Here is a 23,842-nt window from a genome sequence, read left to right on the forward strand (position 1 = left end):
TCCCGCCCGGCAACGGGCGCGAACGCAGTACAGCAGGATGGGCTGTCAGGTCGCTGTCACTCGCCTTTCGCGCTGTTCAACGGCGACGGGGAGGGCAGCTGGCTGGCGAAGTAGGTGGCCGCGGCCAGCCGCGGGCCGTCGTTCCCGGCGGCCGGGTGGAAGCTGAGCAACCACAACGAACCCTTCTTCGCCGGGGCGGGCCGCCGCTGCTGTTCCGCTTCGGTGACGTGGCTGCGCAGTTCCAGCTGCACCCCGTCGCGTTCGGCCAACTGGGTCACCAGATCCGGGATCACCCCGCCCTGACTGCAGATCAGCGGGGTGCCGCCATCCCCGGCGACGGCCAGGAAGCGTGCCAGGCCGAGCACCGGATCCGCCCAGTAACCCTCTTCGGAGAACAGGTGCTCCTGCTCCACCTCGACGCCGAGGTCCTCGGCCACCTTCGCCACCGTCTGCACGCAGCGCAGGCGCGGCGCGGAAAGCACGCGGTCCGGGCCGAACATCGCCGACACCGCGCGCACGCCTTCGGCCTGCCGCAGCCCGGCGTTGGACAGCGGGCGGAGATCGTCGTCACCGGTCCACTCGTCCCGTTTGCCCGCCTTGGCGTGGCGGACCAGCAGCACGGTGCTCAGCTCGGCGGGCAGCGCGCAGAACTCGCGCAGCGTCTCGACATCACCGTGGCGGCTCAGCACCGACTCGGCCTCGGCCGGGCGCAGCCAGCGCAGTTCGTCCACCTCGTCGTTCGGTTCGAAGGCACCGCTCGCCACCCGCGCGCTGAAGTAGTCGACCGTCTTCCCGACGGTTCCGCCGCGCCCGCCGGGAGCGGGCACGCGGTAGGCGACCTGCTTCAGGAAGCGGCCGAGCACGACGTGGAAGCCGGTCTCCTCGTGGAGTTCGCGCACCGCCGCGGCGACCGTGGTCTCGCCGGGGTCGAGCTTGCCCTTGGGCAGCGACCAGTCGTCGTAGCGCGGCCGGTGCACGACCGCGACCTCCGGCCCGTCCGCGCCGTGCCGCCACAACACCGCGCCGGCGGCGCGGACCTTCGTCTCTTCGTCGTTCAACCGTTCGCCCTGTGCTTCGAGATCAGCTCCACCTGATGGTCCCGCACCTCGGTGTTGTCCGCCGGGGACGGGGCCCACTCACCGGTGGCGGTGAGCACCCAGCAGCGCGTGGCCGGATCGAGCGCGGACTCGAAGATCTCGTCCAGCTGCCGGGTCAGCTTGGGCTCCTTGACCCGGACCAGCGCCTCGATCCGCCGGTCGAGGTTGCGGTGCATCATGTCCGCGCTGCCGATCCAGTAGCTCTCGCCGCCGCGGAAGTGCAGTACCCGCGAGTGCTCCAGGAACCGGCCGAGGATGGAGCGGACCCGGATGTTCTCGCTCAGCCCCTCCACGCCCGGCTTCAGCGAGCAGATCCCGCGCACCACCACGTCGACCTCGACCCCGGCCTGCGATGCCTGGTACAGCGCGTCGATCACCTGCTCGTCGACCAGCGAGTTGCACTTGATCCGCACCCCGGCGGGCCGCCCGGCGCGCGCGTGCTCGATCTCCTCGGCGATGTAGTGCAGGAGGCCGCGCCGGATGCCGTTGGGCGCGGTCAGGATGTTGCGGAAGGTGTCCTGGCGCGAGTACCCGGTGAGCACGTTGAACAGGTCGGTCAGGTCCGCGCCGATGCTCGGGTCGGCGGTGAGCAGCCCGAGGTCCTCGTACAGCCGCGCGGTCTTCGGGTTGTAGTTGCCGGTGCCGATGTGGCAGTAGCGGCGGATGGTCGAGCCCTCCTGCCGCACCACCAGCGCGGTCTTGCAGTGCGTCTTGAGCCCCATCAGCCCGTAGACCACGTGCACGCCGGCGCGTTCCAGCGTGCGGGCCCAGGTGATGTTGGCCTGCTCGTCGAAGCGCGCCTTGATCTCCACCAGCGCGACCACCTGCTTGCCCGCCTCGGCCGCGTCCACCAGCGCGTCCACGATCGGCGAGTCACCGGAGGTGCGGTACAGCGTCTGCTTGATCGCCAGCACCTTGGGATCGGCGGCGGCCTGCTCGACGAAGCGCTGCACGCTGGTGGAGAAGGAGTCGTACGGGTGGTGCACCAGCACGTCGCCCTCGCGCAGGGTGGCGAACACGCTCTTCGGCGTCTCGCGCTCGCCGAAGGCCGGGTGCGTGGCGGGCACGAAGGTCGGGTACTTGAGTTCCTTGCGGTCCACGCCGGACAGCTGGTGCAGGCAGGTCAGGTCGAGCAGGCCGGGCACCTCGACCACGTCGCGCGGGTCCACCTCCAGCTCGCGCAGCAGCAGTTCGAGCATGTGCTCGCTCATGTCCTGCGCCACCTCGAGCCGCACCGGCGGGCCGAACCGGCGCTGCGCCAGTTCGCGTTCGAGCGCCTGCAGGAGGTCCTCGTCGCGGTCCTCCTCGACCTCGAAGTCGGCGTTGCGGGTGATCCGGAACACGTGGTGCTCGGTCACCTCCATCCCGGTGAACAGCTCACCGAGGTGCGCCGAGATCAGTTCCTCCAGCGGCAGGAAGGTCGCCTCGCGCTGCTCGCGCTGGGCCTCCACCCGGATCAGCCGGGGCACGTTGCTCGGCACCTTGACCCTGGCGAAGCGCTCGGTGCCGCCCTCCGGATCGCGCACGGTCACCGCGAGATTGAGCGAAAGGCCCGAAATGTACGGAAACGGGTGCGCCGGGTCCACCGCGAGCGGGGTGAGCACCGGGAAGATCTGGTCGGTGAAGTAGTTCGACAGCCGAAGCTGGTCCGGTCCGTCCAAATCGGACCAGCTGACGATCCGGATGCCCTCGGCGGCCAGCTCCGGGCGCAGCTCGTCCTCGAACGCCCCGGTGTGCCGCTCCACCAGGTCCTGGTTGCGCTTGGCGATGTAGGCCAGCTGCTCGCGCGGGGTGAGCCCGTCCGCGCTGCGCACCGACAGGCCGGTCTCGTCGCGGCGCTTCAGCCCGGCCACCCGCACCATGTAGAACTCGTCCAAATTGGACGCGAAGATGGCGAGGAACTTGGTGCGCTCGAGCAGCGGCTGCGAGTCGTCCTCGGCCAGCGCGAGCACGCGCGCGTTGAAGTCCTGCCACGACAGCTCGCGGTTGAAGTAGCGGTCGTCCGGGAGCGAGTCGGACAGCGGGGGGACCGCGGTCACCGCCGGGGGCGCCGATGGCACCCCGTGTTTTTCCTGGGCCGCGGGCGCCGGGTCGGTGCCGGGACGGGCCCGGCGGAGGTCCGGTGGGGCAGGTGGGGGGTTCAGCGGCTCGCTCACAACCTGCATTCTTCCGTACTCGGCGGCTTGCTGCGCATACCGCGATCTACGACACGGTGAATTCCACTCAGCTCGGGTCAGCTCAGGCAGCACGCCTCGCCGAGCAGGGTCGAGGTGCGCTCACCGAGCCCGAGTCTCCTGGTGTGGGCGAGGTCGGCGGCGGTGTCCACGTCGCTGCGCAGCGAGGGTGCGGCCACGTCCAGCGGCACCGCGCCCGACGCGGTGTGCGCCAGCGCGGAACCGGTGCCGAAGCGCGGGTCCAGCGGCTCGCCGGGCGCCGCCACCAGCAGGGTCGTGCCGGTGCCCTGGCGGTCGGCGACGAAGGCGCGCCGGTCGGCCGCGGCACCCAGCGCCATCGCCAGCTCGTCCGGCCGGAGCGCGGGGAGATCGGCCTGCAGCGCGGCGACCACTCCGCCGGGATCGGCCCGGCGCAGGATCGCCTCGCCCCGGCGCAGCGCGTTGTTGAGCCCCCGCGCGCCCGCGTCACCGACGATCTCGACGCCGAGGCGGTGCAGCGCGGTCAGCGCGGCCGGTTCGGCGGCCACCACCAGCACCCGGCGGACGCCGTTCGCCGCGGTCGCCGCCGCCAGCGTGTCGGCGGCGAGCGAGAGCACCAGCTCGGTGTGCGTGTCCTGGTCGTGGATGTCGTCAAGCGCACCGCGGAGCCGGGACTTGCCCAGGCTGGGCGGTTTCATCGGGACGATCAGGTCCACCTCGCGAGCCACGCCCTCCTTTCTACCCCTGACTGCCCCGACCCGCCCTACCTCTGTGACGTGGCGGGAGGGAGGATCAGCGGGGAGTACCGGAGCGAGGAGGAGTTTTGGCCGATCGGGAAAAGGGCGGTTTCTGGGTGGGGACCGCCGCGGCGCTGTTCTACCCGCTGACCCTGCTCGGCAGGCGGGACTACCGGCACACCGAGCGCATCCCCCGCACCGGGGGCGCGCTGCTGGTGCTCAACCACATCTCCCACCTCGATCCGGTGGTCGACGCCGTGCTGGTGCACCGCAGCAAGCGCGTGCCGCGGTTCATGGCGAAGGAGAGCCTGACCCGCACCCCGCTGCTCGGCAAGATCCTGATCGGCTCCGGCGGCATCCCGGTCTACCGCGGTTCGTCCAGTGCCGGCGACAGCCTGCGCGCGGCGCACCAGGCGCTGCGCGAGGGCAAGGTGGTGGTGATCTATCCCGAGGGCACGATCACCAGGGACCCGGCGGTCTGGCCGAAGCGGTCCTACACCGGGGCGGCGCGGCTGGCCATGGAGAACGACGTGCCGGTGATCCCGATCGCGCGCTGGGGCACGCACGAGATCCTCAACGGCTACACCAGGAAGTTCCGGCCGTTCCCGCGCAAGCGGGTGATCCACTCGGTGGGGGAGCCGATCGACCTGTCGGCCTACCGCGACCGCCCGCTGGGTGCGAAGGTGCTGCGCGAGGTCACCGACGTGATGATGGACGAGGTGACCAAGCTGCTGGCCGAGGTGCGCGGCGAGCAGCCGCCCGCCACGCGTCCCGACGAGGACTGAGGCCGGTATGGACATCCAGCGGGTCACCGTGCTCGGTGCCGGTTCGTGGGGCACCACCTTCGCCAAGGTGCTCGGCGACGCCGGGCGCGACGTGACGGTGTGGGCGCGCCGTCCGGAGGTCGCGGCCGAGATCACCGACTCCGGGACCAACGGCCGTTACCTGCCGGGGGTGGCGCTGCCGTCGCGGATCACCGCCACCGCCGACCCGGCCGAGGCGCTCGACGGGGCCGAGGCGGTGGTGCTGGCCGTGCCGAGCCAGAGCCTGCGCGCGAACCTGACCGCCTGGCGCGGCCTGCTGCCCGCCGACGCGATCCTGGTCAGCCTGGCCAAGGGCGTCGAGCTGGGCACGCTGAAGCGGATGAGCGAGGTGATCACCGAGATCGCCGAGGTGCCGGACGGTCAGGTGGTGGTGGTCTCCGGGCCGAACCTGGCCAAGGAGATCGCGCAGGAGCAGCCGGCCGGCGCGGTGGTCGCGTGCGCCGACCACGAGCGCGCGATCGCCGTGCAGCGCGCCTGTTCGACGGGGTACTTCCGGCCGTACACGAACACCGACGTGGTGGGCTGCGAGCTGGGCGGCGCGTGCAAGAACGTGATCGCGCTGAGCTGCGGCATGGCCTCCGGGCTCGGCCTCGGCGCCAACACCTCGGCGACGCTGATCACCCGCGGCCTGGCCGAGATGGCTCGGCTCGGCACGAAGATGGGCGCCGACCCGCTGACCTTCGCCGGGCTGGCCGGAGTGGGGGACCTGGTTGCCACCTGCTCCTCGCCGCTTTCACGGAACCGGACCTTCGGGGAACGGCTCGGCCGGGGTGAGTCGGTCGCACAGGCGCAGGAAGCCGTCGGCGGTCAGGTGGCCGAGGGCGTGAAGTCCTGCACGTCGATCCGGGAACTCGCGTCCGGCCTCGGGGTCGACATGCCGATCACGGACGCCATGCACCGGGTGTGCCACGGCGGCGAAGATCCCCGCCGGCTGGGCGCCGAACTGCTGGGCCGGACCCGCAAGCACGAGTGGTCCTGACCGCCGCCCACTGGGTGGGAGCCGATTGACCGGAGCCAGGCGGGCTGCTTCGCTTCGTGGTGTGTTGATGCGTGAGACGAACGTGCGAGCCAGCCGTCAAGGCCAGCCCCGTGTCTTCGCGCTGTGTTCGTGTTGTTGCCGCTGAAGTCGCCCCATTCCAGCCGCTCCAACACCCACAAAGGACAAAACACCCATGTTCGCCGTTCCGGACAACACCGTCGCCCTGGTCGAGAACGCTGTTCAGCGCCACCCGGTGCGTGTCGCGCTCGAATACGCCCACGACCGCGACCGCTGGCGCCACCTGCTCCGCTACGACCCCGACCAGCGCTTCTCCGCGCTCATCGCCCGTGACGAAGAGCAGGAGATCTGGCTGATGAGCTGGCTGCCCGGCCAGCAGACCGATCTGCACGACCACGTCGAGTCGACCGGGGCGTTCACCGTGGTCACCGGCACGCTGACCGAGACCGTCAGCCGGAAGTCCGCCGACGGCCGGGTGGTCACCGAGGTGCACCCGCTGGTCGCCGGGCAGTCCCGCGTGTTCGCCCCCGGCTACGTCCACCACGTGCACAACCCCGGCGGCGACCCGGCGATCAGCGTGCACGTCTACCGCTCCGGCGGCCGGGCGATGCGCAGCTACCGCGGCAGCTTCGTCGACGGACCCACCCGCTCCGACACGTGAGCGGGCACCGGGACCGAGCACTTCGGGTCGGTCTCGGGTGGCCCGAACGACGTCCGGATCGGCAGCACGCCCGCCCAGGCGATATCTGCCTCCACATCGGACGGTTCGTCGACCACGCCCACGTCGCGCACCTTCACCGACGCCTCCGCCAGGTCGAGCGCGAGCACCGAGACCGCGGCGAACTCCTTGGCGTTCACGTCGCGCGCGTGTTCCCACGAGCCGGGCGCGAGGTGGTCGGTGAGCGCGCGCAGCCCGTGCATTTTTTCGTCCCCGGAGAGCGCGCGTGCCCGCCCGTGCACCACGGCGCTGCGGTAGTTCATCGAGTGGTCGTTGATCGAACGCGCGTAGACCACGGAGTCGAGCAGGGTGACCGTCACGCAGATGTCCACCTCGGTCGCGGCCGCGCGCATGCTCGGCGAACCGGTGGATCCGTGCAGGTAGAGCGTGTCCCCGTCGCGGCCGTAGCCGGTCGGCAGCACCACCGGCGAGCCGTCGAGCACCAGGCCGAGGTGGCAGACCAGGCCCTCGTCGAGCACCGCGTACAGCTCGGCGCGGTCGCTGCGGCCGCGTTCCTTCTTGCGGGTGATCGTGCTGCGTGGAGTGGGTGACAATGGGGTCATAGCCCCAGCGTGACCCAGGCAAGTGGCATCATGAATGGCCAATTGCCAGCGAGTTCGAAGAGGCCACTTTGCCGCATTCCGATACCGCGCTGCCGGTGCGCCTTGACCGCCGGAGCGGAACGCCGCTCGCCGTCCAGCTCGCCGACGCACTGCGCGAGTCGGCCGCCACCGGGCACCTGCGCGGCGGCGACCGGCTCCCGTCGACCCGCGCGCTGGCCAACCGCCTCGGCGTGAGCCGGACGGTGACCTCGGCAGCATACGAGCAACTGCACGCCGAAGGCTGGATCGCCGGCCGCCACGGTTCCGGCACCTACGTCACCACCTCGCCACCGCGCGACCGGCCCGCCCGCGGGCTGGTCATCGGCGAGGCACCGGGCCGCCCCGACCTGCTCGACCTCAGCCCCGGTGTGCCGTGGGCCGACGGCCTCGACCGCGCGGCCTGGCGCCGGGCCTGGCGGGCCGCCGCCGACGCGCCGCCGTTGTCCAGGGCACACCGCGCCGGGCTGTTCGACTACCGCGCGGTGATCGCCGAGCACCTGCTCCGCCACCGCGGGCTCTCCGCCGGAACGGACTCCGTGCTGGCCACCGCGGGCACCACGGCCGCGGTGATCGAGATCGCCGGGGCGATCTTCCGCCCCGGCGACGTGATCGGCGTCGAAGAACCCGGGTACCAGCGGGCCGTGCAGGCGCTGACCAGCGCCGGGCTGAAGACCGTTCCGGTGCCGGTGGACGGCGAGGGCCTGCGCCCGGACGCCGTGCCGCGCGGGCTGCGGGCGGTCTACTGCTCGCCCGCGCACCAGTACCCGATGGGCAGCCGGATGAGCGCGGCCAGGCGGGTCCAGCTGGTCGAGCGGGCGCGCGCGGAGGACTTCCTGCTCATCGAGGACGACTACGACGGTGAGCTGCGCTTCGACGTGGCGCCGTTGCCGCTGCTCGCCGCGCTCGCCCCGGACGTGGTCGTCCACCTGGGCACCACCAGCAAGATCCTCACGCCCACGCTGGGTGCCGGGTGGATGGTCGCGCCGCCGGAGGTGGCCGCCGCGGTGCTGGAGTACCGCGACCGCGTCGGCACGCGGCCGTCCCCGGCCGGTCAGCGGGTGCTGATCGAGCTGGCTCGCCACGGCGATCTGGGCCGTCACCTGCGGAAACTGCGGCGCGAACTGTCCGAGCGGCGGTCCATGCTGACCGGCGCGCTGTACGCCGGTGGCATCCCGGTGCTCGGCGACGACGCGGGCGCGCACCTGATGGTCCCGCTGGACTCGGCGGCCGAGGAACGCGACAAGGTGCGTGCCGCGGAGGCGGTGGGCATCCGGCTCGACCACCTCGGACGGCACTTCGCCGGGACACCGACGGCGTACGGGATCCCGCTCGCCTATTCGGGTTGTTCCCGCGAAGCGCTGGCCGACGCGCTGGAGACGCTGGTCGGCCTACTGCGGCCCGGGGTGATCCACAAGCGCCCGGTAGGGTGACGCCTCATGAGCTCAGCCAAGACGCGGGTCGCCGTGGTGTTCGGCGGCCGTAGCACCGAGCACACCATCTCCTGCGTTTCGGCGGGCAGTGTGCTGGCGAACCTGGACCGCGAGCGGTTCGAGATCGTGCCCATCGGCATCACCCGGGACGGCGGCTGGGTGCTCGGCCCGAGCGACCCGGAGCGGCTGCGGATCGATGGCGACCGCCTGCCCGTGGTCTCGGCCGGGCAGAGCCTGGTGCTCACCGGCGACCGGACCAACCGCGAACTGGTGTCCTTGGACGGCGGGGTGGACGCGATCGGCGCGGTGGACGTGATCTTCCCGGTGCTGCACGGCGCCTTCGGTGAGGACGGCACCATCCAGGGCCTGCTGGAACTGGCGGACGTGCCCTACGTCGGGGCCGGCGTGCTCGCCAGCGCCACCGCGATGGACAAGGAGTTCGCCAAGAAGCTGCTCGCCGCCGAGGGCCTGCCCGGCGGCGACTACGCGGTGCTCCGGCGTGGACAGTCCACTTTGCCCGAAGCCGAGCGCGAACGCCTTGGCCTGCCGGTGTTCGTGAAGCCGGCCAGGGCCGGGTCCTCGATCGGCATCAGCAAGGTGACCGACTGGTCCCAGCTGGACGCCGCGATCGCGCTGGCCCGCGAGACCGATCCCAAGGTGCTGGTGGAGGCCGCGGTGGTCGGGCGCGAGATCGAGTGCGGGGTGCTGGAGTTCCCGGACGGCCGCGTCGAAGCCTCGCTGCCGGCCGAGATCCGCGTGCTCGCCACCGACGAAAGCGCCTGGTACGACTTCGAAACCAAGTACCTCGGTGAGGCCGCGGAGCTGGACATCCCGGCGAAGCTGGACGACCAGGTGACCGAACGCCTGCGGGAGATGGCCGTCGACGCCTTCCACGCGCTGGACTGCCAGGGACTGGCCAGGGTGGACTTCTTCGTCGGCGCCGACGGCACGCTCACCATCAACGAGGTGAACACCATGCCGGGCTTCACCACGACTTCGGCCTATCCGAAGATGTGGGCGGTGACCGGGATGGACTACCCGACCCTGCTGTCCACTTTGGTCGACACCGCGATCGCCCGCGGCACCGGTCTCCGCTAGCAGCCTTCGGTGGCGGGTACGTTGCTGAAGCCCTTGCCCGCGTTGGTCACCGTGTTGCTGGCGCAGACCTTGTTGCCCAGGTCCTTCTTGTGGACGTAGAAGCCGTACGCACCGGCTGACTGCACGTCCGCGGCGTTGTTCGCGAAGGTGTTGTTCTCACCCCAGCCGGTCAGCTGCGTGTGCACCTCGAAACCGCCGTAGCTCTTGGTGGTGACAAACACCTTGCTGCCCTTGTTGTTCGTCACGCGGTAGCCGTTGCCCTTCACGTCCACCCAGCTGTCACCCGAGTTCGCGCCCTGCTGCCCGGTGCCGTCGAAGGTGTTGCCGGACAGCTCGCCGTCGCTGGTGCCCTCCTTGACGTCGATCGCCTCGGCGGCCACGTTCGGCCCGATCTTGTTGTTCAGCGCCTTGTTGCGGTCACTGCGATCCGGGGTGCCGCCCGGCCAGTTGCTCTTCGCGGAGCCGAAGTAGATGCCCTCGCCGTAGTCGGGCGTCTGCGTGCCGGTGTCGCTGATTTCCGTGTCGCGCACCACGTTGTCGGTGCTGCCGTGCTGGAAGTGGATGGCCTCGTGGCCGATGTGGTGCACCCGCAGTCCGGACACGACGGTGTGCCGCACGCCCAGCGCCATCAGGCCCTTCTGGCCGCCGGTGATGGTGAAGCCCTCGAGGTTCCAGTAGCTGCCGGTCAGTTCGAGGCCGCGGCCGCCGGACGCCTTGAGCACCGCGTCACGCGGGCCCTTCAGGGTGATCCTGGCGCTCGCCGTGCCGCTGACCGGCGCCTTGAAGTTGCCGGTGAAGGTCTTGCCCGCGGCCAGTTGAATGGTGTCGCCCGGTTTCACCGCGGACAGCGCACTGCTCAGCTCCGCGCCGGTCTGCACGGTGATGACCGCGGCCGAGGCGGTGCCGGGCAGGGTGAGTGCCGCGAACGCGGCGGAAGCAACTACGACAGCGGTGACGCCTGCACGCATCGAACCCTCCGAGTCTCCTGCGTGGCGGCGGAAACACTCACGCTAATGAGCGTTCCTATTCCGGTCAACCGTCGGAGAAGCGCAGCGGGACGGGCGGCAGCGCGCCCGCGATCGCGTCGGAGATCTCCTGCAGTGGACCGGTTCCGGCGCTGTCGGGCACGGTCAGCGCCACGTAGACGGCGCGATCGGCGAGGAACCAGGTGGTGGTGCCCTCCACCGCCACCGGCAGCCACTGCACGGAGTTGATCACCCGCAGCTGCGCCGTCCTGGTCAGCTCGGCCGGCTGGTCCAGACCACAACGCAGCACGATCGGGTCGGCGCCCCAGGCCGCGGTCGACGGGGGAGCGGGCTGGGCCAGCTCGCGCTTGGCCAGCTTCTCGCCGTTGGAGGTCAGCTCGGCGGGCAGCGCGCCGAGCAGGGTGGCGCAGTCGGGCGCGGCGGCCTGCGGCGCGGGCACCGGCACCAGCGGGAGCGGGCCGGTGCCACCGGCCTGTTCGGGCTCGTCGGACGAACCGGTGGTCAGGCCGAAAACCGCCACCCCGGCGGCGAGCGCGACCGCCAGGGTCGCGGCGATCACGAGCAGCAGCCGGGGCGGGGCACCGGTCTCGTCGGTGTCGAACTGGGGCACGGCCTAACTACAGCACGGGTCAGAGGTGCACCACGGGGCAGGTCAGCGTGCGGGTGATGCCCTCCACGTTCTGCACCTTGGCGACCACCAGCTGCCCGAGCTGGTCGACGTTGTCCGCGGCGGCCCTGACGATCACGTCGTAGGGCCCGGTCACGTCCTCGGAGGTGGTGACCCCGGGAATGCCCGAGATCTCCGCCGCGACGGACGCGGCCTTGCCGACCTCGGTCTGGATGAGGATGTATGCGTGGACCACGGCGTGCCCCTTCGTCTGGATCTGGCTGCGCAAGGTAGGAACGTCTGAGGAACGTACCCCAGTAAGGGAACGATAGGGGATCCGACTATTTGAGGTCAGGAGGTAACGGCGTGCCGCGGGACACATCCGAAGAGCAGACCGTGGCGCAGACGGGTGAGTTCGGCCTGATCCGCGCGCTCACCGAGAGCCGGGAGCAGCCGCCGTTCACGCTGCTCGGGCCGGGGGACGACGCCGCGCTGGTGGCCGCGCCCGACGGACGGGTGGTGGCCAGCACCGACGTGCTGGTGCAGGGGGTGCACTTCCGGCTGGACTGGTCCACGCCGGAACAGGTCGGCCGCAAGGCGGTGGCGGTGAACCTGGCCGACATCGCCGCGATGGGCGCGCTGCCCAGTGCCGTGCTGGTGGGGTTCGCCTGCCCTGGCGACACCCCGGCCTCGGTGATCACCGGGATCACCGAGGGAATGTGGACCGAGGCCGAGCGCGCCGGGATCGGCGTGGTCGGCGGGGACGTGGTCCGGTCGGACACCCTTGTGGTGAGCATCACCGCGCTGGGTGATCTCAACGGGCTGCCGCCGGTGACCAGGTCGGGCGCCCGGCCCGGTGACGTGGTCGCCGTGTGCGGGCGGCTGGGCTGGGCGGCGTCCGGGCTGATGGTGCTCGGCCGCGGTTTCCGGTCGCCGGTCGGTGTGGTCAACGCCCACCGCTACCCCGAGCCGCCGTACGCGGCCGGGCCCGCCGCGGCGTCGGCGGGGGCCACCTCGATGATCGACGTCTCCGACGGCCTGCTGTCCGACCTCGGGCACATCGCGAAGGCGTCCGGGGTCGGCATCGACGTGCGCACCGAAGCGCTCCAGCCGGACCAGCGGCTGCAGGAGGTGGCGGCCGCGCTCGGCGCCGACGCGCGGCAGTGGGTGCTCACCGGCGGCGAGGACCACGCGCTCGTGGCCACCTTCCCACCGCACGCCGACCTGCCGGCCGGATGGCGCCGGATCGGCGCGGTGACCATGCCGGAGTCCGGCGTGACCGTGGACGGCAAGCCGCATGTGACCGAAGAAACCGGTTGGGAGCACTGGAAGACCAGTTAAGGTGCGGATGGTGGAGATCCGTGTGACTGCCTACGACGATCCCGACGCGCAGAAGCTGATCGCGGAGGTGCAGCAGGAGTACCTGGAGCGGTACGGGACCCCGGACGAGGGCCCGGCGCGTCCGGAGGAGTTCGCCCCGCCCGCCGGTCTGTTCATGGTCGGCTATCTCGACGGGAACCCGGTGGCGACCGGGGCCTGGCGTGCGCGTTCGGCCGATGGCGGTCCGCTGCGCGACGGTGACGCGGAGATCAAGCGCATGTTCGTGGTCGCCGCCGCGCGGGGTCGTGGGCTGGCGCGGGTCATGCTCGCCGAGCTGGAGCGCACCGCGCTGGCCGCCGGGCGGCGGCGGATGGTGCTGGAGACCGGCACCGAGCAGCCGGAGGCGATCGAGCTGTACCGGTCGAGCGGCTACCTGGAAATGGACGGTTTCGGCCATTACGCCGAGGATCCGCGGAGCCGGTACTTCGGCAAGTTGCTCACCGCCTGAAGGAGGACGGCGTGGCGATCTACGCACTCGGCGACCTGGTGCCCGACATCCATCCCGACGCCTACGTGCACCCGGACGCGACCCTGATCGGGGACGTCCGGATCCGCGCGTTCGCCTCGGTGTGGCCGCAGTCGGTGCTGCGCGGGGACAACGGCTACATCGAGATCGGCGAGCGGTCCAACGTGCAGGACGGCTGCGTGATCCACTGCACCGGGCAGCACCCGACGGTGCTCGGGCCGTCGTCCGCGATGGGGCATTCGGTGCACGTGGAAGGCGCGGTGATCGGCACCGGCTGCCTGATCGCCTCGGGCAGCGTGGTGCTGAACGGCAGCGAGATCGAGGACGGCGGCATGGTCGGCGCGGGAGCCGTGCTGTCGTACGGCTCGAAGGTGGCTTCCGGCGAGATCGCGCTGGGCGTGCCTGCCAAGATGCGGGAGAACAAGTCGTTCGGGCCGGAGATGATCGAAGCCGTGGTCGCCGGCTATGTCGGCCGCGCGGAGCGGTTCCGCACGGAACTCCGTTTGCTTAGCTGAGGTCGCCGACCCGATGGTGTGACGCAGGCGATAGAGTCGCCCGCCGTGACCGCACGACCGCTGCACGAGATCGTCGAAGCAGGCTGGGCGAAGGCCCTCGCTCCGGTGGAGGGCAACATCGCCAGGATGGGCGAGTTCCTCCGCGCGGAGATCGCCGCCGGCCGCACCTACCTCCCGGCGGGGGAGAACGTCCTGCGGGCGTTCAAGCAACCGTTCGACGGGGTACGCGTGCTCGTTGTCGGCCAGGACCCGTACCCGACGCCGGGGCACGCCATCGGGCTGTCCTTCGCCGTCGCGCCGGAGGTCCGGCCGCTGCCGAAGAGCCTGGTGAACATCTACAAGGAGTACGCCGAGGACCTCGGCCACCCGCTGCCGTCCAACGGGGACCTGACGCCGTGGACCGAGCAGGGCGTGCTGCTGCTCAACCGCGCCCTCACGGTGCGGCCCGGCAAGCCGAACTCCCACCAGGGCAAGGGCTGGGAGGAGGTCACCGAGCAGGCGATCAAGGCACTGGCCGAACGCGGTGGCCCGCTGGTGGCGATTCTCTGGGGCAGCAACGCCCGCAAGCTCAAGCCGCTGCTGGGCGGGGTGCCGTGCGTGGAGTCGGTGCACCCGAGCCCGCTCTCCGCGCACAACGGCTTCTTCGGCTCACGCCCGTTCAGCCGGGTGAACGAACTCCTCGTCCAGCAGGGCGCGCAACCGGTCGACTGGAAGCTCCCGTAACACCGGCACCCGGCACCCGGCTGGGGGTCCAGGGGGCTTGCCCCCTGGCCGGGGTCTGGGGGCTCGGCCCCCAGAAAACACCTGGGACGCAAAAATGGCGAGCGCTCTACGCGAGCACTCGCCACCCTTGAGTCTCAGCTCAGCCGCGTACGACCTTGCCCGCCTTGATGCACGAGGTGCACACGTTCAGGCGCTTGCGCTGGGACAGACCGATCTTGGCGTGCACGGTCTGGATGTTCGGGTTCCACCGGCGACTGGTCCGCCGGTGGGAGTGTGAGACCGACTTACCGAAGCCGGGTCCCTTGCCACAGACGTCGCACACGGCAGCCACGTCGAACTCCTTTGGATCTTCGAAGACGAATCACGCCCGGCACGGCGGCCGGGCAACTCGACCATAGTAACCAGTATGTTCCGAGGCGGGCCGAATGGGGTCGCTACCCTCGCCCGGACCAGGTCAGGAGGAGGAACGGGTGCGCGAGTTGGACGCCGCCGCGGTGGGGCGCTGGGCCTCGGCCTGCGTGCACAGCCTGGACGCGCTGCGACCGGAGATCAACGGCATCAACGTGTACCCGGTGGCGGACTCCGACACCGGGTCGAACCTGCACCACACCGTCTCCGGCGCCTGGCACGCGCTGCACGGCGAGCCCGCCCCGGCGAGCGCGGGCGCGGCGCTGGCGACGCTGGCCAAGGGCGCCGTCGCGGCCGCGAAGGGCAATTCCGGGGTGATCCTGTCGCAGGTGCTGCGCGGCCTCGCGGAGGCGCTGGCGGACCGCCCGGTCGACGGCCCGGCGCTGGCCGAGGCGCTGGGGCACGCCGACGAGGTGGCCACCGGCGCGGTCGCCCGCCCGGTCGCGGGCACCATGCTGAGCGTGCTGCACGCGGTCGCCGCCGCGGTCTCCGGCTCGACCGCCGACCTGGCGGAGGTCGCGCGCACCGCCGCCGAAGCCGCCGCCGCGGCGCTGGAGCAGACCCCGCAGCAGCTGCCCGTGCTCGCGCGCGCGGGTGTGGTGGACGCGGGCGGGCGCGGGGTGGTGGCCGTGCTGGACGCCCTGCTCGACGTGATCACCGGTGACGAGCACGCCCACCACCACCCGCTCGTCGCACATTCCCACGGTGAGCCCTCGCTCTACGCGTGGGAGGTGATGTTCCTGCTCGAAGGCGCCGACGAGGCCGCGCTGCCGGTGCTGCGCAAGGCGCTCAGCGGGCTCGGCGACAGCGTCACCGTGGCCGCCGACGGCGCCGGGTCGCACGCGGTCCACGTGCACTGCGCCGACATCGGGGCCGCCATCGAAGCCGCGCTGGACGCGGGCCGCCCGCGCCGGATCCGGGTCGAGCCGCTGGTCACGCCCGCGCCGCTGGAACCGGGCGGCGGGCTCGATCGCACGGTGGTCGCGGTGGTGCACGGCGACGGGCTGGCCGAGGTCATCCGCGCGGAGAACATCGAAGTCCTGTCGGTGCCCGCTGGTGCCGTTCCGAGCGTGGAGGAGATGCTCGGGCTGATCACCGAGACCACCGGCAACCACGTCACCGTGCTGCCCGGCGGTCCGGAGCTGACCACGGCCGCGGACACCGCCGCCGGGCACGCCATGGCCGGTGATCGCGACGTGGTGGTCATCCCGTGTGCGTCGCCGGTGCAGGTGCTGGCCGCGCTGGCCGTGCACGATCCGGCCCGCCGCACCAACGACGACGTGGTGGCGATGGCCGAGGCCGCCGCCGCGACCCGCCGCGGTGAGGTGCTCGTCGCCGGTGGTGAGGCGCTGTCGGTGGTCGGCCGCGCGCAGGCGGGTGACGTGCTGGGCCTGGTCGACGGCGAGGTGGTGCGGATCGAACCGGCACCGGCCGGCGAGGCGAACCTGCTGGAGGCGGCGATCACCGTGCTGGCCAGGCTGCTCGGGCCGGGCGGTGAGCTGGTCACCGTGGTCACCGGGGTGGGCGCGCCGTCCGGCATCGAGGAGGTGCTCACCGACTGGCTGCGGGGCGAGCACCCGGAGGTCGAACTGGTGTGCTATTCCGGACGGCAGACCGACGCCGTGCTGCTGATCGGGGTGGAGTAGGGAAGATGACCGTCCTTGACGACAAGCTGACGCCGTTGCTCGGCGCGAAGACGGCCAAGGCGCTGGCCGGTTCGCTGGGCATCGAAACCGTCGCCGACCTGCTGCGGCACTACCCGCGCCGGTACGACGAGCGCGGTTCGCTGACCGACATCGGCGGGCTGGAGATCGGTGAGCACGTCACCGTGATGGCCAGGATCGAGAAGGTGCAGCGGCGCTCGATGAAGTCCCGCGCCGGCAACATTCTCGAGGTCACCATCACCGACGGCCGCCGGAAGCTGCAGCTGGCCTTCTTCAACCAGGCCTTCCGCGAGCGCGAGCTGAAGCTCAACAAGACCGGCCTGTTCGCCGGCAAGGTGACCGCCTTCCGCAACAACCTGCAGCTGGCCAATCCCGAGTACGAGCTGCTCGAAGGTGACGACCTGAACGAGTCCGTGATGGACGAGTTCCTCGGCATCATGCCGGTCTACCCGGCGGCGCAGGGCATCCAGTCGTGGGCGATCGCGCGGGCGGTGCGCCAGGTGCTGGACACCCTGGACGACGACGGCGACGCGGATCCCATGCCGCGCGAGCTGCTCGCCGAGAAGAAGCTGGAGTCCCTGCACGACGCGCTGCGCCAGATCCACCGCCCGGAGAGCTGGCCGCGGCTGGAGTCGGCGAAGCGGCGGCTCAAGTGGGACGAGGCGATGTCCGTCCAGCTGATCTTCGCGCAGCGGCGGTATTCCACGGTTTCGCGGCCCGCGCCGGTCTGCGCGGCGAAGGCGGGTGGCCTGCTCGAAGCCTTCGACCAGCGGCTGCCGTTCGAGCTGACGCCGGGGCAGCACGAGGTCGGCGCGAAGATCGCCGAGGCGCTCTCGGTCGAGCACCCGATGAACCTGTTGCTGCAGGGTGAGGTCGGCAGCGGCAAGACGATCGTCGCGCTGCGGGCGATGCTGCAGGCGGTCGACGCCGGGCGGCAGGCCGCGATGCTCGCGCCGACCGAGGTGCTGGCCGCGCAGCACGCGCGCTCGTTGCGCGAGATGCTCGGCGACCTCGGTCAGGCCGGGGAACTGGGTGCGGCGGAGAACGCCACCAAGATCACCCTGCTCACCGGTTCCCTGCCCGCCAAGGAACGCAAGCAGGCACTGCTGGACGCGGCGAGCGGCGCGGCGGGCATCGTGGTCGGCACGCACGCGCTCATCCAGGACACGGTGTCCTTCGCCGACCTGGGTTTTGTGGTGGTCGACGAGCAGCACCGGTTCGGCGTGGAGCAGCGGGACGCGTTGCGCTCGCGCGGGTCCGACGGGACCAGCCCGCACGTGCTGGTGATGACCGCGACGCCGATCCCGCGCACCGTCGCGATGACGGTCTACGGCGACCTGGAAGTGGCTTCGCTGCGCGACATGCCCGCCGGGCGCTCGCCGATCTCGACCACCGTGGTGCCGGTCGCGGAGAAACCGCAGTGGCTCGACCGGGTGTGGGGCCGGATCGCCGAGGACGTGCGCAAGGGAAACCAGGCCTACGTGGTCTGCCCGCGCATCGGTGACGAACCCGCGTCGGACAAGAGCGACAAGCGGCCGCCGCTCGCGGTGCTCGACGTGGCCGAGGAACTGGCCGCGGGACCGTTGCGGGGACTGAAGCTCGGGGTGCTGCACGGGCGGATGCCGCCGGACGAGAAGGACGCGGTGATGCGGGCCTTCGCCGCGGCGAAGGTGGACGTGCTGGTGGCCACCACGGTGATCGAGGTCGGCGTGAACGTGCCGAACTCCACGGTGATGGTGATCATGGACGCCGACCGGTTCGGCGTGAGCCAGCTGCACCAGCTGCGCGGCCGGGTCGGGCGTGGTTCGAAGCCGGGGTTGTGCCTGCTGGTCACCGAGGCGCTCGAAGGCACCACCACCCGCGAACGCCTGGACGCGGTCGAGTCCACAACGGACGGTTTCGAGCTTTCCCAGCTGGACCTGGAAATCCGGCGCGAGGGCGACATCCTCGGCTCGGCGCAGTCCGGCAAGCGGTCCGGGCTGAAGCTGCTGTCCCTGCTGCGCGACGAGGAGATCATCGCCGAGGCGCGGGTGCGCGCGCAGCAGATCGTCGCCGAGGACCCGGCGCTGGAACGCCACCCCGGCCTGGCCGGAATGGTCGCCTCGGTGGTCGACGCCGACCGTGCCGAATACCTGGAGAAGTCCTGATACCCGGAAAGTCTCAGCCCTTGGGGAACGCTCCGGCCCGCGCGGCCAGCACGGCGGCGCGGGCGGCCCGGTCGGCGACGGCGAAGTCGACCGGTTCCCGGCTGACGAACAGCCGGTAGAACACCGGCGCGGCGGCCTGCCGCATGACCTCGACCGGATCGGTGTCCGCCGGGATCTCGCCGCGGGCGATGGCGCGTTCGGCCATCGCCGCGCCGTTGCGGTGGCGGTCGGCGTAGTACTCGCGCAGCGCGTCGGCGGCCTTGGCGGACTGGAAGGCCGACGCCACCGAGGCCATCGGCAGCGCCGACAGTGCCGGGTCGGTGAAGTAGGTGGTCAGCTCGCGGTTCATCGCGCTGAGGTCGCCTTCGAGCGAGCCGGTGTCCGGCACCACCCACGCGTGCTCGATGCCGAACAGCAGCGCCGCGGCGACCAGTCCTTCGGCTGAGCCCCAGCGCCGGTACAGCGTGGTCTTGTGCACGCCGGAGCGCTCGGCGACGGCGTCCACGGTGAGCCCGGGATAGCCCGTCTCGGCGAGTACGTCCAGGGTCGCTCGCAGCACCGCGACGCGGTTGCGTTCGGTGCGCCCACCGGGCCGGGTGCCGGGCAATTCCGTCGACAAGTGCCACTCCTGTTGCGTTAGTGTGCCCAGTGTGCCACGACTGAGCTCTCTCGACCGACTGTCCGACCTCGCCGAACTGATCGGTGACGCGACCATCGTCGCGATCGGCGAGAACAACCACCACATCCGTGAGTTCGGCGCTTATCGCGACCAGGTGCTGCGCCTGCTCGTCACCGAACTCGGCTTCCGCGCGCTCGCCTTCGAATCGGGATTCGCCGAGGGCAGGCTGGTCGACGCGTGGATTCACGGGGCGCCGGGCGAAGTCGCCGAAATCGCGCGTGATGGATTCACCTTCTCGCTCGGGGATTCGGCGGAAATGCACACGATGCTCACCTGGATGCGCGAGCACAACGCCGCCGGGGGAGACCTGCGCTACGCCGGGCTCGACGTGCCGAGCAGCGCCGGATCCCCGATGCCCGCGCTGCGGGCGGTGCGCCAGTACCTGCTCGACGCCGACCCCGGTGCACTGTCCCTTGTGGACACAGCGATCACCGCGACGGAGCCGTACGCGGCGGTCAGCAGCGCGCTGGCCCCGGCGCTCTACCAGCGGTACGAGCAGCGTGACCGGGCGACCGCCGCGCTGGCGGTGCTGGTCGCGCACCTGGAATCCACCGGTCCGGTGGTGCGCCGCGGCGGGGACAGCCGGGCGCACGCGGTGGCGCTGCACCACGCCCGCGGCGCGTTGCGACTGGACACCTACCTGCGCGAGGTCCTCGACGCGATGAACGGGGTGGCGACCCCGGTGCAGGGCGCGTCGCGGGACGCCTACATGGCGCAATCCGTGCGCCTGGCGCGCGAAGTGTGGCCGGACCGCAAAATCGTGCTGATGCTGCACAACGGTCACCTGCAGCGCACGCCGAGCAGCCTGATTCCCGGCGTGACCAGCGCGCCGGCCGGTGCGCACCTGGCCGCCGAGTTCGGCGACGAGTACTTCGCGCTCGCGCTGACCGGCGGCACCGGGCACACCACCGGACTGCGGCCCGAATCGGGGGCACGGCTGGGTTTCGAGCTGTACGAGCAGGAACTCGGCGAGCCGGAGCCGGGCAGTATCGAGGAAATGCTCGCCGGGCGCGAGCCGGGACTGCTCGACCTCAAACCGCTGCGGACCGATCCTGAGCGGCCGCACGGTATTCGGCACGCGCACCTGACCGTGCAGGCCGACATCGCCTCCGCGTTCGACGCGCTGGCCTATTTTCCGCGTCAGAGCGTCTGCCGGTTCTGAATTTCCCCAGTTCACCCCAGTCGGCTGAAAATTGCTGCCACCGGGCGGTTACCGTGCGCGACGGCACGCTATAACGTTGGGTAGATAAATATTCGGCCACTGTCCGGTGTTCGGCCTGGGTTGTGCAACGTTCAATCGGAGTAACCCGACTGAGTGATCGGAGTGTATGAGAAGCGGGACTGGTGGAGGCGAAGCATGGATCGCTCGGCGGGGGGCGCCACCACAGTGGCGCAGGAGTTCCTGCACGACCTCGGGCACAGCCTGGCCACGTTGTCGTACCTGGTGGAGGCGGTCCGCGCGGACGGGTCCCTGCGCGAGGACACCCGGCGCCGGGTGGACGCGATAGAGCAGGAGACGCACCGGCTGCTCGGCGCGGTCCGCCACGCGATGAGCCCCGGTGATCGGCCGCGCACCGCGGTGGTGGACGTCCGCGAAGTGCTCGAACAGATCGTCTCGCTGGTTTCGCTGGCCGGGGAGACCACCGTGGTGTTGCTGCCGGGGAAGCCGGTTTCGCTGCTGGTGGACGAGTCCCTGCTGTGGCGGATGGTCACCAACCTGATCGACAACGCCGTGCGCGCGGCCGGGCCCGGCGGCCGGGTGGAGGTGTCCGCCGGCGAGGAGCGGGGCGTGATCACCGTCGAAGTCGCCGACGACGGCCCGGGCTTCGGGGCGGGGCCCGCCGGCTGGGCGTCGCTCGGACTGGGCATCGTCGAACGGCTCGCCGAGGCTTGTGGCTGCGGGTTCCAAGTGATGACCGCTGGTTCCGGGGGTACCCGGGTGCGGCTGGCGTTCGGCGTTCACGCGAAGGGCGGATCGGAATGAACATCAGCCTCGTGCTCTGCGACGACCACGTGCTTTTCTCCGACGCGCTGGCGAGCGTGCTCGGGAACGAGTTCGACGTGCTCGGCGTGATCGACAAGATGGCCGACATCCCGGCCGCGATCCGGAAGCACCGTCCGGACGTGTGCCTGCTGGACCGCCGGTTCGTCGACGGAGACGCGCTGGACCGGCTCACCGAGATCCGGGCGGCCAGGCCGGCGACCAAGGTGGTGGTGCTCACCGCCGACCAGGACGACGACGGACTGCACCGCGCCCTGGCCGGTGGCGCGGCTGGTTACGTGCAGAAGACCTGCGGCGTGGCGACGCTGACCGCGGCACTGCGCAGCGTGGTGGCCGGTGAGGTGGTGGTGCACGTGGCGTCGGAGCGCTCGGCCCTGCGCTCACGCGGCTCGGCGGAGGCGATGCGGCTGGCCGCACACCTGACCGCCCGCGAACGCGAATGCCTGGCAATGCTGGTCGAAGGGCTCAGCACGGGTGAGATGGTGGCCAGGCTGGGCGTCGCCACGACGACGGTGCGCACGCACATCCAGGCGCTGCTGAGCAAACTGGGCGTGCACTCGCGCCTGGAAGCGGCCTCGCTGGCCGTGCGCTACTCCCTCCTCGACGAACAACACCCCCGCCGGCGCCGCCGGCGCCACTTCGACGCCGAAGCAGGCTGAGCCCGCCCTCGGGCGGTTTGAGACTTGCGCGCCGAAAGCGAGCTAGGGCCCGTCCTCAAAGCCAGAGGGTGAGGGTGGCCAGGTCGATCATGGCTTGGTAAGACACAGCGGTTTGTCGTAGCGGGTGGCGATCGCGCGGAACTGTTTGAGCCGGTTGAAGCAGCGTTCGACGACGTTGCGGCGCTTGTAGATCACCGGATCGAAGGCGGGTGGGCGGCCTCCGGCTCGACCGCGGCGGGCTCGGTTGGCGCGCTGGTCGCGGCGTTCGGGGATGGTGGCCCGGATGCCGCGGCGGCGCAGGTGAGCGCGAATGGACTTGCTGGAGTAGCCCTTGTCCGCGAGCACCCGTGTCGGCCGCGTCGCGAGCCGGCCGTGTCGTGCCGGCGGGAACCACACGCCCGCCAGCACGGTGTCGAACGTGGTGCAGTCGTTCGTGTTCCCGCCGGTCAGGACGGTCGTGAGCGGGCGGCCGTGCCCGTCACAGGCCAGATGAATCTTGGTCGAGGGGCCGCCGCGGGACCGGCCGATAGCATGATCATCTGGTTCGGTCTGCCCGCCACACGACCCGCTCGCCCCCTGTGTGCGCTGCGGTGCGGCGGCGGGCACCGGCCGCGTGCTGATGGGCGCGCACGATGCTGGAGTCCACCGAAACCTCCCGGTCCAGCTCGTCGATCGCCTCCGCGATCACCCGCGCCTTGGACACCAGCATGGTCAGGGTGCCGTTGCGTGACCAGCGCCAGAACCGGTTGTAGACCGTCTTCCACGGCCCGTACCGCTCCGGCAGATCACGCCACGAGACACCGGTCTTCGCTTTGAACAACATCCCGTTGATCACCCGCCGGTCATCCACCCGCGGACGCCCCTTCGCCCCCGAGACCGGCAACAACGGCTGCAACGCCTGCCACTGCTCATCAGTCAGCTCATGCCTGCGCACCACGACACAAGATCAAAGCACGTCAGAGCAACCAGCTTTGAGGACGGGCCCTAGCGGCTGTGCTTCGCGCACGATTCGGCACGCGGGGCCCGCGTCATTCAGGGCGCCGAAGCATCAGGCTAGGGCGACGCTTCGGCTTGGGGCCTGCCTGAGCCTCGGGATCCGCGCGCCGAAGCATCAGGCCGGGGCGAGGCTTCGGCTTCCGGGCGTGCCTGAGCGCTCGGGCCTCGCGCGCCGAACCGTGGAGTGGCGAGGGCACCTCGGCCGGGGTCAGGAGCCGGCGTCGAAGGCGCTGACCAGCTGTCGTTCCGCGTCGTCGAGGTAGCTGGCCAGAGCGGCTTCGGCGCGCCGGTTGTCGCCGGCGCGGAGCAGGTCCAGGATCTCGTCGTTGCGCAGCAGGTACGGCTGGTGGAACTCGCGCGGGTTGGTCATCACGTGGAACACCAGCCGCAGCTCGGCGAAGATGCCCTGCATCAGCTCGTCGATGCGCGGGCTCGCGGTGAGCGCGGCGAGCGCCTGGTGGAAGTGGATGTTCGCGGTACCGAGATCGCGCCAGCCCTCGCGCCGCTCGGCGAGCAGGCCGTCGGCGACCGCGCGTTCCAGGCCGGACAGGTCCGGCTTCACCGCGTTCCGCACCGCCGCGCATTCGATCAGCTTCCGCACCCGGTACAGGTCGACCACGTCGTCCCGGCTCAGCATCCGGACGAAAACACCGCGGTTCAGCTCGTGCGAGAGCAGCCGCTCGTGCGTGAGCAGGCGAAACGCCTCGCGCAGCGTGTTCCGCGAGACGCCGAGCGCCGCGCCGATGTCGTGTTCGGAGAGCCGGGCGCCGGGCAGGAAGAAGCCCTCCGAGATCCGGGTGCGCAGCACGCCCGCCACTCGCTCGGCCGTGCTGGTCCGGCCGAGCAGGCCCCGATCAGCGGCCAGGCCCGTCGGGGTGCCGCTGTTGTCCGCGATGACCACGGGGATCAGCCTACCGCAGTACCAGTGAACGATACGCGGAAACTCCTTGAGGA

24 protein-coding genes and 1 pseudogene are annotated in these 23,842 nt (G+C 71.1%); 14 read left to right on the forward strand and 11 right to left on the reverse strand.

All coding sequences use genetic code 11. The features are described 5' to 3' along the window. Positions 1–56: 56 nt before the first annotated feature. The 3 genes from YIM_RS10160 to cofC form a co-directional block, all read right to left on the reverse strand. Positions 57–1,058, reverse strand: coding sequence for an NUDIX hydrolase (locus YIM_RS10160; RefSeq protein ID WP_153030114.1), 1,002 nt, complete (start codon positions 1,056–1,058; stop codon positions 57–59). Then, the gene (locus YIM_RS10165; RefSeq protein ID WP_153030115.1) at positions 1,055–3,262 is read right to left on the reverse strand and encodes an RNA degradosome polyphosphate kinase; all 2,208 of its coding nucleotides are present in this window, start codon (positions 3,260–3,262) and stop codon (positions 1,055–1,057) included. The genes YIM_RS10160 and YIM_RS10165 overlap by 4 nt, the downstream gene beginning before the upstream one ends. Before the next feature lie 68 nt (positions 3,263–3,330). Further along, on the reverse strand, positions 3,331–3,948 hold the full coding sequence (cofC, locus tag YIM_RS10170) for a 2-phospho-L-lactate guanylyltransferase (protein WP_153036890.1): 618 nt from the start codon (positions 3,946–3,948) through the stop codon (positions 3,331–3,333). A 125-nt stretch (positions 3,949–4,073) separates the two neighbouring features. On the opposite strand from cofC, the gene YIM_RS10175 reads away from it, so the two are divergent. From YIM_RS10175 to YIM_RS10185, 3 genes are all read left to right on the forward strand, one after another. Next, the gene (locus tag YIM_RS10175) at positions 4,074–4,772 is read left to right on the forward strand and encodes a 1-acyl-sn-glycerol-3-phosphate acyltransferase (RefSeq protein ID WP_153030116.1); all 699 of its coding nucleotides are present in this window, start codon (positions 4,074–4,076) and stop codon (positions 4,770–4,772) included. A gap of 7 nt (positions 4,773–4,779) precedes the next feature. Beyond that, positions 4,780–5,790 carry an NAD(P)H-dependent glycerol-3-phosphate dehydrogenase gene (locus YIM_RS10180; RefSeq protein ID WP_153030117.1) on the forward strand — a complete coding sequence of 337 codons (1,011 nt, stop codon included), beginning with the start codon at positions 4,780–4,782 and terminating at the stop codon, positions 5,788–5,790. Between the two features lie 193 nt (positions 5,791–5,983). Beyond that, positions 5,984–6,469, forward strand: coding sequence for a cysteine dioxygenase family protein (locus tag YIM_RS10185; RefSeq protein ID WP_153030118.1), 486 nt, complete (start codon positions 5,984–5,986; stop codon positions 6,467–6,469). Here the strand turns inward: YIM_RS10185 and YIM_RS10190 are convergent. Then, positions 6,424–7,089, reverse strand: a complete 666-nt coding sequence (locus tag YIM_RS10190) for a pyridoxamine 5'-phosphate oxidase family protein (RefSeq protein ID WP_153030119.1) — start codon at positions 7,087–7,089, stop codon at positions 6,424–6,426. The genes YIM_RS10185 and YIM_RS10190 overlap by 46 nt on opposite strands. A gap of 68 nt (positions 7,090–7,157) precedes the next feature. On the opposite strand from YIM_RS10190, the gene YIM_RS10195 reads away from it, so the two are divergent. Together YIM_RS10195 and YIM_RS10200 are read left to right on the forward strand one after the other, a co-directional pair. Then, complete coding sequence (locus YIM_RS10195; RefSeq protein ID WP_153030120.1) at positions 7,158–8,558, forward strand: PLP-dependent aminotransferase family protein; 1,401 nt, start codon at positions 7,158–7,160, stop codon at positions 8,556–8,558. A 6-nt stretch (positions 8,559–8,564) separates the two neighbouring features. Next, positions 8,565–9,656, forward strand: a complete 1,092-nt coding sequence (locus tag YIM_RS10200; RefSeq protein WP_153030121.1) for a D-alanine--D-alanine ligase family protein — start codon at positions 8,565–8,567, stop codon at positions 9,654–9,656. Here the strand turns inward: YIM_RS10200 and YIM_RS10205 are convergent. The 3 genes from YIM_RS10205 to YIM_RS10215 all read right to left on the reverse strand — a co-directional run bounded on the left by YIM_RS10205 (position 9,653) and on the right by YIM_RS10215 (position 11,505). Then, positions 9,653–10,624, reverse strand: coding sequence for a right-handed parallel beta-helix repeat-containing protein (locus tag YIM_RS10205; RefSeq protein ID WP_153030122.1), 972 nt, complete (start codon positions 10,622–10,624; stop codon positions 9,653–9,655). The genes YIM_RS10200 and YIM_RS10205 overlap by 4 nt on opposite strands. A gap of 64 nt (positions 10,625–10,688) precedes the next feature. Beyond that, positions 10,689–11,252 (reverse strand): DUF3515 domain-containing protein, encoded by a 564-nt coding sequence (locus tag YIM_RS10210; protein WP_228004659.1) that lies wholly within the window; start codon positions 11,250–11,252, stop codon positions 10,689–10,691. 19 nt (positions 11,253–11,271) lie between these two features. Further along, on the reverse strand, positions 11,272–11,505 hold the full coding sequence (locus YIM_RS10215) for an Lrp/AsnC family transcriptional regulator (RefSeq protein ID WP_153036892.1): 234 nt from the start codon (positions 11,503–11,505) through the stop codon (positions 11,272–11,274). A gap of 110 nt (positions 11,506–11,615) precedes the next feature. On the opposite strand from YIM_RS10215, the gene YIM_RS10220 reads away from it, so the two are divergent. The 4 genes from YIM_RS10220 to YIM_RS10235 are packed head-to-tail and all read left to right on the forward strand — an operon-like array spanning position 11,616 to position 14,333. Next, complete coding sequence (locus YIM_RS10220; protein ID WP_153030123.1) at positions 11,616–12,590, forward strand: thiamine-phosphate kinase; 975 nt, start codon at positions 11,616–11,618, stop codon at positions 12,588–12,590. A 10-nt stretch (positions 12,591–12,600) separates the two neighbouring features. Continuing rightward, complete coding sequence (locus YIM_RS10225) at positions 12,601–13,077, forward strand: GNAT family N-acetyltransferase (protein WP_153036893.1); 477 nt, start codon at positions 12,601–12,603, stop codon at positions 13,075–13,077. Between the two features lie 11 nt (positions 13,078–13,088). Beyond that, entirely contained in the window at positions 13,089–13,610 is a 522-nt protein-coding gene (locus tag YIM_RS10230; protein WP_153030124.1) for a gamma carbonic anhydrase family protein, read from the forward strand. Between the two features lie 45 nt (positions 13,611–13,655). Next, positions 13,656–14,333 (forward strand): uracil-DNA glycosylase, encoded by a 678-nt coding sequence (locus YIM_RS10235; RefSeq protein WP_153030125.1) that lies wholly within the window; start codon positions 13,656–13,658, stop codon positions 14,331–14,333. Positions 14,334–14,472: 139 nt separating this feature from the next. On the opposite strand, the gene rpmB is transcribed toward YIM_RS10235, so the two are convergent. Beyond that, a complete protein-coding gene (gene rpmB, locus YIM_RS10240) occupies positions 14,473–14,664 on the reverse strand; it encodes a 50S ribosomal protein L28 (RefSeq protein ID WP_153030126.1) in 192 nt (63 codons plus the stop codon). A 139-nt stretch (positions 14,665–14,803) separates the two neighbouring features. On the opposite strand from rpmB, the gene YIM_RS10245 reads away from it, so the two are divergent. Continuing rightward, positions 14,804–16,387, forward strand: coding sequence for a DAK2 domain-containing protein (locus tag YIM_RS10245; protein ID WP_153030127.1), 1,584 nt, complete (start codon positions 14,804–14,806; stop codon positions 16,385–16,387). Positions 16,388–16,392: 5 nt separating this feature from the next. Continuing rightward, positions 16,393–18,552: an ATP-dependent DNA helicase RecG gene (gene recG, locus YIM_RS10250; protein WP_153030128.1), complete on the forward strand. Its 2,160-nt coding sequence runs from the start codon at positions 16,393–16,395 to the stop codon at positions 18,550–18,552. A gap of 13 nt (positions 18,553–18,565) precedes the next feature. On the opposite strand, the gene YIM_RS10255 is transcribed toward recG, so the two are convergent. Next, a complete protein-coding gene (locus YIM_RS10255) occupies positions 18,566–19,171 on the reverse strand; it encodes a TetR/AcrR family transcriptional regulator (protein WP_153030129.1) in 606 nt (201 codons plus the stop codon). Positions 19,172–19,229: 58 nt separating this feature from the next. Here YIM_RS10255 and YIM_RS10260 point away from each other — a divergent pair, with 58 nt between their 5' ends. The 3 genes from YIM_RS10260 (at position 19,230) to YIM_RS10270 (ending at position 21,892) form a co-directional block, all read left to right on the forward strand. Beyond that, positions 19,230–20,393 carry an erythromycin esterase family protein gene (locus YIM_RS10260; RefSeq protein ID WP_153036894.1) on the forward strand — a complete coding sequence of 388 codons (1,164 nt, stop codon included), beginning with the start codon at positions 19,230–19,232 and terminating at the stop codon, positions 20,391–20,393. A 195-nt stretch (positions 20,394–20,588) separates the two neighbouring features. Next, positions 20,589–21,215, forward strand: a complete 627-nt coding sequence (locus tag YIM_RS10265; protein WP_153030130.1) for a sensor histidine kinase KdpD — start codon at positions 20,589–20,591, stop codon at positions 21,213–21,215. After that, the gene (locus YIM_RS10270; protein ID WP_153030131.1) at positions 21,212–21,892 is read left to right on the forward strand and encodes a response regulator transcription factor; all 681 of its coding nucleotides are present in this window, start codon (positions 21,212–21,214) and stop codon (positions 21,890–21,892) included. Before YIM_RS10265 ends, YIM_RS10270 begins: the two co-directional genes overlap by 4 nt. Positions 21,893–21,947: 55 nt before the next feature. Here the strand turns inward: YIM_RS10270 and YIM_RS10275 are convergent. Both YIM_RS10275 and YIM_RS10280 read right to left on the reverse strand, forming a co-directional pair. Then, positions 21,948–22,829 (reverse strand): annotated as a pseudogene (locus tag YIM_RS10275) (IS5 family transposase). 267 nt (positions 22,830–23,096) lie between these two features. Further along, positions 23,097–23,789 (reverse strand): GntR family transcriptional regulator, encoded by a 693-nt coding sequence (locus tag YIM_RS10280; RefSeq protein ID WP_228004660.1) that lies wholly within the window; start codon positions 23,787–23,789, stop codon positions 23,097–23,099. Positions 23,790–23,842: the final 53 nt, after the last annotated feature.

Source organism: Amycolatopsis sp. YIM 10 (genome assembly GCF_009429145.1).
Classification (GTDB): domain Bacteria; phylum Actinomycetota; class Actinomycetes; order Mycobacteriales; family Pseudonocardiaceae; genus Amycolatopsis.